Raw genomic sequence first — 7,754 nt, 5'->3', positions numbered from 1 at the left:
TGTAATCTCTACGCTCTTTCATAAATATATTATTTTGGGCGTAAAGCTAAAGACGATCAATTAATCAGAAAATATGCAGTTGGTCGGGCGGATACTCAGAAAATATGCAGTTGGTCGGGCGGATACAGTTAAAAGAATTGGAAGAACACGAACTAATTACAAAAGTTATCTATCCTGTTGTCCCACCCAAAGTGGAATATAGCCTTACCGATTTCGGAAAGTCGTTAATTCCCGTCATTTCTGCATTGGGAGATTGGGGCGATGAACACGAAGAACGGTTACGAAATGTGATTTTGAAAAGGTCGGGAAATTGAAACTGTTGTCAGAAAGTCTGAACGGTTGTCTGTCGGGATAATTTTTTCTAAAAGTCAGCGATCGACTGTTCACTGCGTGTATGACAGTCGTTCGTTGGCTTTTTCAAGTGTCGGACTGTGCGGTCGTTTAGCCTTGCTGCCAACGGCCAAGTATAAGCGTAGTGCGGGATTTCGGAGCGATTTACTGTCCGCCCACCGTAAAGTTTCTTAGGCGCAAAGATACTCAGTTTTAGCCATACAGTCCGCATTACGCTTATACAATGTTGGCAACTGGCTTTTTTCAAAATTCAATAAGATATGTCTGTATAGATTTTAGGAGTGTCCCCTTAAAGCCTTTAAACTTATACACATTACAAAACGCAAATTTTAAATCATCTGATGTAACCACAGTTCCATTTGCAGAAGCTTCGTTTCCATGGGTTATAATGGCATCTATGACAAGTTCTTTCACATTCCACAACGGGCTATCCAATATTCTTTTTTCAAATTCCTCCTTATTGGTAATCGTATGGTTCCCAACAATTTCCCAATGGATATTGTCTGTGATGTTTTCTATTACAAAGGTGCTATCGCTATTAGCTAAAGCAATGTGAAACTGTTTTAGAAATTCCTTCCTTGGGGCATTACCGCAATCTGCTTCTACTGTGACTTTTACCATAATCTATTTTGTTTTAATTCTTTTTCACAGGTATACAGAAAACTATGGTAAGTATCCCTTCTTTAGGTGGTTCGGGATAAACTTGATAAGGAATTTTATCAATTGGATGATATCCAATTGAAGGAATTCCCTCCCCGTAAATCCAATTCCAGGCCATTGGAATCTCTTGAGGTTTCAGCTTAAATTTGGCCACATAATATTTGCCATAAGGTATCGTGGTTTTCCCTATGCTACCGTTTACTTCGGTATCTTCAGGAACAGTAATGCATACATTCATTCGCTGCTTGTCCTCCGGTGTTAACTCGGGGTCATCGTAATGGATGACAATGGATTCAGGATGGTGTTTAAGTAAGCTGTTCTTTCCTGCCCAATCATAGAGTTGGTTAAACAGCTTTTCGTAAATATCTGCATTTTGCCTATATGAACCGATATGCTTGATATAAGCGATAGTTTTTTCAGGTAATGATCGAATGTTTGCTTCAACTAACTGTTCCATATCTCTATAAATTTTAAGTTCGGAACAAAAGTATTTGGCTTTGAAAGAAGAAGTTTGATGAATATTGCTCTGTTGTATGTTTTGTTTTTTAAATGCGGTGGGTGAGATGTTGAAGTGCAAAGTAAACTGGCGTGAAAAAACAGCTAAATCGTTAAAACCGCATTCGAATGCAATTTCAGTAATCTTAGCTTTTGGCTTTAGTCGCAATAGATAATTTGCGCGCTCTAATCTGATTCTTTGAATAAATTTAAAAGGTGTTTCGCCCACCAAGGCACTAAATATTCTTGAAAAATGAAATTTTGAGAAATGGGATACCTTAGCCAAGTCGTCAAGGTTTAATTGAGCATCAATGTTTTCGTCTATATAATCAAAAACTTTATTGAGCCGTTCTATATAATGGATTTTATTTTTTTCATTAGGATTCATTTTAGTTGAGCTTGTTTAGCTTGTTGCCAACGTTTGGGTATTGCCGAAGTGGGGCATTTGAAAGCCATCAGTTCAAATATAGTACAAAAGCTGATGGAAGTACATCAGTGGATTTACTTCCATCAGCCCCCATTTTGGCAATACCTTGTTATTAAAAGTGTTAAATCGTATGTCGCCTTTTGCACTCAAATACATAATTATCAATAAGTTATAAAATAAACAAGAACAGAATAACGCAGAAAAACGCAACGAAATGTTAGGTTTGTTGTACCAAATGTTGTACCTTTGTATCAGGTTGCACCGCTTTGAAATAGCTGATTTATAAAGGGTTTCATTGTTTTGCACTCGATTGTTTTTTTTAGTACAACAAATATAATACTTTTTCTTATGGCTTCGATAAAATTAGTGCTTCGGACAAACCAAGAAGATAAAACAGGTCATAGCCCTTTATACATAAGGGTTATAAAGGATAGAAAAGCCAAATTTGTAGCAACAGGCGTAAAGCTGAAACGCAACGAATGGGACGATGATAAGCAGAAGATAAAGAAGAACCACGCCAACAGTGCAAGAATGAATGCCTTTATTTCTCAAAAGGTAGCAGATGCAGAGGGAACGGTTGCAGACCACGAACGCAAAAGAAAATCCGTATCAGCCCGAAAACTCAAAGAAGCAATAAAAGGTAAGGATATGGCAAACTTCTTTGAATATGCTTACAACCGTTGCGAGCGTATCAAAGGAACGGTTTCGGTTGCCACTTACAGGAACTACAAACAGTATGTAGCCAAGTTTGAAAAATTTATCGGGCACAGGGAAGTATATTTTGATGATATTACCGTTACGATGCTGAAAGATTACATCAATCATATGTCCAACAATTTGAAAAACGGAGCAACTACGGTACACTATTCTTTATTGATTTTATCCGTAATGTTCCGTGATGCACAAAGGGAAGATGTAATTGAAGAAAGCATTTATCCGTTTTCAAAAGTTCGGGTAAAACGTGATAAAGGCAAACGATTATTTTTGAGCAAAGAACAGGTAGAAAAGCTACGCAATTTCAAAATTGAATATACAGGAAAAGACGAAGTATTTAGGGATATGTTCATTTTTTCGGTGTATGCAGGTGGTTTGCGTTTTAGTGATGTCGTGAGTTTGAAATGGGAAAACTATAACGAGAAAGAACAACGCATTACAAAGACCATTCGCAAAACAGGAAGAAACCACAATTTTAAAATAGGTCAGACGGCAATAGATATTCTGAACCAATACAAAACAGCCATATCACAACCAAGCGATTTTGTTTTTCCGATATTGGAAGATGTAGAAAGGTTTGATGCCGATACCGATTATCAGGCATATATCATCAATGCAAAAAATATCCTATGCGGTCAGAAGTTGCGTAGATTGGGTAAGGATATGGAGTTGCCGTTTAGCTTATCTTTCCATTTAAGCCGTCATACATTCGCTACAAATGCTTTAAACAACGGTATGCGGATAGAATATGTTTCAAAGCTGTTAGACCATTCAGATATTGGCATTACGCAGATTTACGCTAAAGTAATTAGTGAGGAATTGGATAAGGCAGTGGAACAATACATCAATTAAAATTTTTCATCTAAAAAATATACTATTCGGTATATTTTACTTATATTTGCATCTGATTTCATTATTTTAATATTGAAAACTGAGATGACAAAGGCAGAAAGAACTCGACAATTTATTATAGAAAGGTCCTCAGCAATATTTAACACAAGGGGGTATGATAGTACCTCTTTGTCTGATATACAAAATGCAACAAAATTAACAAAGGGTGCTATCTATGGTAATTTTGCAAATAAAAAAGAATTGGCCATTGCGGCTTATGAACATAATTTTTCATCGTTAATGGAAAAGATAAGTGCGTTGATGAAACATACCCACTCTGCCAAATCTGCATTAATGGCCTATGCTAATTTTTATGTTCAAAATTGGGAAACCGTTTTTAAAGTAGGTGGCTGCCCAATGCTTAATGCAGCCGTTGAAGCAGACGACCACCTGCATTATTTAAGAGATGCCGTTCGTAAAAGTATGCAACGTTTTATGAAAATATTACAGCAAACTATTGAAGAAGGACAAGCAAGAAATGAGTTCAAAGCTGATGTCAATTCTGAAGAATACGCTGCAACAATTTTTACACTAATGGAAGGAAATATCTTATTAGCCAAAACGATGAACGACCCAAAGTATTTTCAAATCTCAGCCAATAGGATTAAATCCATCATAGAAAAAGATTTAGCATCGTAATTTTTTTGAATAAAAATATACCGATTGGTATATTATAAAAAAGAATGAAAAATTTTAATCAACATGCCCGATTTATATAGAACTGGAGGATTTTATGAACTCAGGCAATATGAACAACGAAAAACAGTATTGAAAATTATTGAAACACTTTGAGCCAAGAATAATGATGAATGCTTTACGAAATAAAATAATCAAAGCCTACGGGGGAATGGAACTTTGGAGTGCCGTTGATCGAATAACTGTTGTAGCAAATATAGACGGAATTAATTGGCAAAAGAAAGGACATCCCGGACTTTTCAATAATACACAAATCGAAATCTATACAAAAGCTCAATTTGTCCGATATATTCCGATTGATAAAAATTGGTATTCTACATACGAGCCCAACTTAGTAAGAATATTTAATCGAGAGAATAATACGCTAATAGAAGAGCTTTATCATCCTCGTCAATCATTCATTGGTTTTGATAGAGATTCGAAATGGACACTTCTACAAGCAGTGTACTTTGCCAGTTACGCTATGTGGAATTATTTCAATATACCATTCATTTTTATGTCTAAGGATTATAATATAAAGGAATTAGATATTTGGTCTGAAGATGGTATCCACTTGCGTAGAATACAAGTCACATTTCCGGATTATATAACTACACATAATAAACAGCAAATATTTTACATAAATGAGAATGGCTTAATCGTTAGACATGATTACAATGCAGAAATAATGGGCAAAGGCGGAGCCGCACATTATTTGAATGACTATACTGAAATTGATGGTTTAATGTTCCCAATGAAACGAAGGGTATTTAAAAGATTAGATGATAATACATCTTTAAAACCAGAGCCACTCCTAATCTCAATTGATATTAACGATTTAATTCTAAAATAAATATGGACAGATTGAAACAATTGAAAGATGACATTGGCAAAGAATTTACCGACACGCCCTCTCCGTTTATGCGTTGGTTAAATCCGGTTATACTTACTGTAGAAGAAGGACAGCTGGAATTTCAATACACCATAAGGTCAGAATGGTTGAACCCTATCGGAAACCTTCATGGCGGAGTTACTGCAGCTATAATGGATGATATATTGGGAGCCACCATGTTTTCATTAAATGAACCTGTATTTTTTACCACCATTAATAATGTGATTGACTATTTTTCCATAGCAAAGAATGGAGAAAAAATCATTGCAGAAACTAAAATCATCAAGCGTGGAAAACAGTTTATCAATGCACAATGCGAAATCTGGAATGAAGATAAATCCAGATTGATTGCAAAAGGAATATCTAACCTATTTAAAACAAATATTGAACGATAGATGAAGAAAAAAATTTTATTTGCACTGATGATGGGAATTATAACAACAGGGTTGATTTCCTGCTTAATTATCCTCATAAATACAGATTTAAAAGGGGTAAATTTTTTTAAAGTATGGGGTAAATCGTGGTTTTTAGCTTATGTAATTGCGGTGCCTTGTATTCTAATTATTGCTCCACGGATTGAGAAACTTGTCGATAAGATCGTTAAAGAATGAAAAGAGTAGTTATAACAGGGCTGGGTGCCATAACGCCCATAGGAATTAGCGTTGATGAATTTTGGCAATCATTGGTGAATGGTATTAGCGGAGCTGCACCCATTACCAAATTTGACACATCAAAATTCAAAACAAAATTTGCTTGCGAGCTTAAAGGATTTGACCCGTTAAACCACATTGAAAAAGCAGAAGCAAGAAAGTACGATTTTTTTACGCAGTACGCCTTAATTTCTGTTGAAGAAGCGGTTAAAAACGCAAACATCAATTTTGAAACATTGAACAAAAACCGTATTGGTGTTATTTGGGGTTCAGGCAATGGAGGTATAAATACCTTTCAGCAACAAGTTACTGAATTTGCACAAGGCGACGGAACACCCCGTTTTAGCCCTTTCTTTATTCCGAAGATGATAGTTGATATTGCTTCGGGTGTTATCTCAATTAAATACGGTTTAAGGGGTATTAATTACACAACTGTTTCAGCTTGTGCTACTTCAAATACCGCCATTATTGATGCGTTTAATTATATCCGTTGGGGCAAAGCCGATATGATGATTACAGGCGGTTCAGAAGCTCCGATAACCGAAAGTTCCGTTGGTGGGTTCAACGCTTCAAAAGCACTATCAACGCTCAATGAAAATCCGCAAATTGCATCACGTCCGTTTGACACCAACAGGGACGGTTTTGTTATGGGCGAGGGAGCAGGTGCAATTATTTTGGAAAGCTACGAACACGCCATAAAACGGAATGCGCCAATCATTGCCGAAATTGCAGGTGGTGGTATGGCTGCCGATGCTTACCATTTAACAGGTACACACCCGGAGGGAGAGGGAGCATATTTAGGTATGCTTGCAGCGTTGGAAGACGCAAATATTTCTGCCAATGAAATAGATTATCTGAACACACACGCCACATCAACACCGCAAGGAGACACCAGCGAATTAAAAGCGGTAGAAAGAGTTTTCGGCAGACAAAGCAAACTAAACATTAGTGCAACAAAATCAATGACGGGACACCTATTAGGTGCTGCTGGAGCTGTTGAAGCCATTGCCTGTATTAAAGCTGTTCAGAGCAACATTATTCCGCCAACAATCAATTCGGTGGATATTGAACCCGAATTTAAGGACATATTTAACCTGACCTTGCACCAATCACAACAACGACAAGTGAACTACGCAATGAGTAACACTTTTGGTTTTGGCGGACACATTGCTACGACAATTTTTAAAAAGTTTCAACCTTAAACGCTTTTCTCAATACTAAATCCACAATGCTAACGAAATTTCAAATAAAGCATACCGTTCAATTTCCCGAACAAACGGCAGTTCCAAAAGAGCAGTCTGAAAATGCTTTGTGTGATATTTTAGTAGAAGATGTAAAAGATAATGATACTTATTGTCAGGAACTCATAAACAGAATACTAAAACTGCCTTATGCCAAGTTGCCCGATTTCTTTTCACACCATTGCGATTTTGCGACTAACCCAATTAAATGGCTAAACAAATTTGAAAAACTGATTTCAGAAAATGAAGAAATATTTGTGAGTTGGAAGAACACGAACTAATTACAAAAGTTATCTATCCTGTTGTCCCACCCAAAGTGGAATATAGCCTTACCGATTTCGGAAAGTCGTTAATTCCCGTCATTTCTGCATTGGAAGATTGGGGCGATGAACACGAAGAACGGTTACGAAATGTGATTTTGAAAAGGTCGGGAAATTGAAACTGTTGTCAGAAAGTCTGAACGGTTGTCTGTCGGGATAATTTTTTCTAAAAGTCAGCGATCGACTGTTCACTGCGTGTATGACAGGCGTTCGTTGGCTTTTTCAAGTGTCGGACTGTGCGGTCGTTTAGCCTTGCTGCCAACGGCTCGGGGCTTGGCGTAGTGGGGGCATTTAGCACTGCACTTGATACGAAGCACGAACGCTCCAATTTAGCAATAATGTTGGTACGAAGCACGTCCGCCCCCCGTTACGCCAAACCCTTGTTATGTGCAAGTGCTTTAGTCCAGTAAAACCGTTGATTCTGTTACTCTTACTTGG

General features: G+C 37.0%; 11 protein-coding genes. 9 read left to right on the top strand and 2 right to left on the bottom strand.

The genetic code is table 11. The features are described 5' to 3' along the window. Positions 1-104 precede the first annotated feature (104 nt). A complete protein-coding gene (locus BM030_RS19250; protein ID WP_090975235.1) occupies positions 105-314 on the top strand; it encodes a winged helix-turn-helix transcriptional regulator in 210 nt (69 codons plus the stop codon). A 280-nt stretch (positions 315-594) separates the two neighbouring features. Here the strand turns inward: BM030_RS19250 and BM030_RS19245 are convergent, their stop codons facing one another. Together BM030_RS19245 and BM030_RS19240 are read right to left on the bottom strand one after the other, a co-directional pair. After that, positions 595-972, bottom strand: coding sequence for a hypothetical protein (locus BM030_RS19245; protein WP_090975234.1), 378 nt, complete (start codon positions 970-972; stop codon positions 595-597). Between the two features lie 13 nt (positions 973-985). Beyond that, on the bottom strand, positions 986-1,894 hold the full coding sequence (locus tag BM030_RS19240; RefSeq protein ID WP_090975233.1) for an AraC family transcriptional regulator: 909 nt from the start codon (positions 1,892-1,894) through the stop codon (positions 986-988). A gap of 387 nt (positions 1,895-2,281) precedes the next feature. Between BM030_RS19240 and BM030_RS19230 the strand changes: the two genes are divergently transcribed. The 8 genes from BM030_RS19230 (at position 2,282) to BM030_RS19195 (ending at position 7,435) form a co-directional block, all read left to right on the top strand. Continuing rightward, entirely contained in the window at positions 2,282-3,499 is a 1,218-nt protein-coding gene (locus BM030_RS19230; protein ID WP_090975231.1) for a site-specific integrase, read from the top strand. Positions 3,500-3,583: 84 nt separating this feature from the next. Further along, positions 3,584-4,177 carry a TetR/AcrR family transcriptional regulator gene (locus BM030_RS19225; protein WP_090975230.1) on the top strand — a complete coding sequence of 198 codons (594 nt, stop codon included), beginning with the start codon at positions 3,584-3,586 and terminating at the stop codon, positions 4,175-4,177. Positions 4,178-4,316: 139 nt separating this feature from the next. Beyond that, on the top strand, positions 4,317-5,066 hold the full coding sequence (locus BM030_RS19220) for a hypothetical protein (protein ID WP_139215961.1): 750 nt from the start codon (positions 4,317-4,319) through the stop codon (positions 5,064-5,066). Between the two features lie 2 nt (positions 5,067-5,068). After that, the gene (locus tag BM030_RS19215; RefSeq protein ID WP_090975228.1) at positions 5,069-5,500 is read left to right on the top strand and encodes a PaaI family thioesterase; all 432 of its coding nucleotides are present in this window, start codon (positions 5,069-5,071) and stop codon (positions 5,498-5,500) included. Then, the gene (locus BM030_RS19210) at positions 5,501-5,716 is read left to right on the top strand and encodes a DUF2798 domain-containing protein (protein WP_090975227.1); all 216 of its coding nucleotides are present in this window, start codon (positions 5,501-5,503) and stop codon (positions 5,714-5,716) included. Next, positions 5,713-6,957 (top strand): beta-ketoacyl-ACP synthase II, encoded by a 1,245-nt coding sequence (fabF, locus tag BM030_RS19205; RefSeq protein WP_090975226.1) that lies wholly within the window; start codon positions 5,713-5,715, stop codon positions 6,955-6,957. Before BM030_RS19210 ends, fabF begins: the two co-directional genes overlap by 4 nt. Before the next feature lie 26 nt (positions 6,958-6,983). Then, positions 6,984-7,277 carry a hypothetical protein gene (locus BM030_RS19200; protein ID WP_244519047.1) on the top strand — a complete coding sequence of 98 codons (294 nt, stop codon included), beginning with the start codon at positions 6,984-6,986 and terminating at the stop codon, positions 7,275-7,277. 35 nt (positions 7,278-7,312) lie between these two features. Further along, entirely contained in the window at positions 7,313-7,435 is a 123-nt protein-coding gene (locus BM030_RS19195; RefSeq protein WP_244519048.1) for a winged helix-turn-helix transcriptional regulator, read from the top strand. Positions 7,436-7,754: the final 319 nt, after the last annotated feature.

Source organism: Parapedobacter composti, from assembly GCF_900112315.1.
GTDB classification, from domain to species: Bacteria; Bacteroidota; Bacteroidia; order Sphingobacteriales; family Sphingobacteriaceae; genus Parapedobacter; species Parapedobacter composti.
The sequence above is the reverse complement of the archived record's forward strand: the minus strand, read 5'-3'. Positions and strand labels throughout refer to the sequence as shown.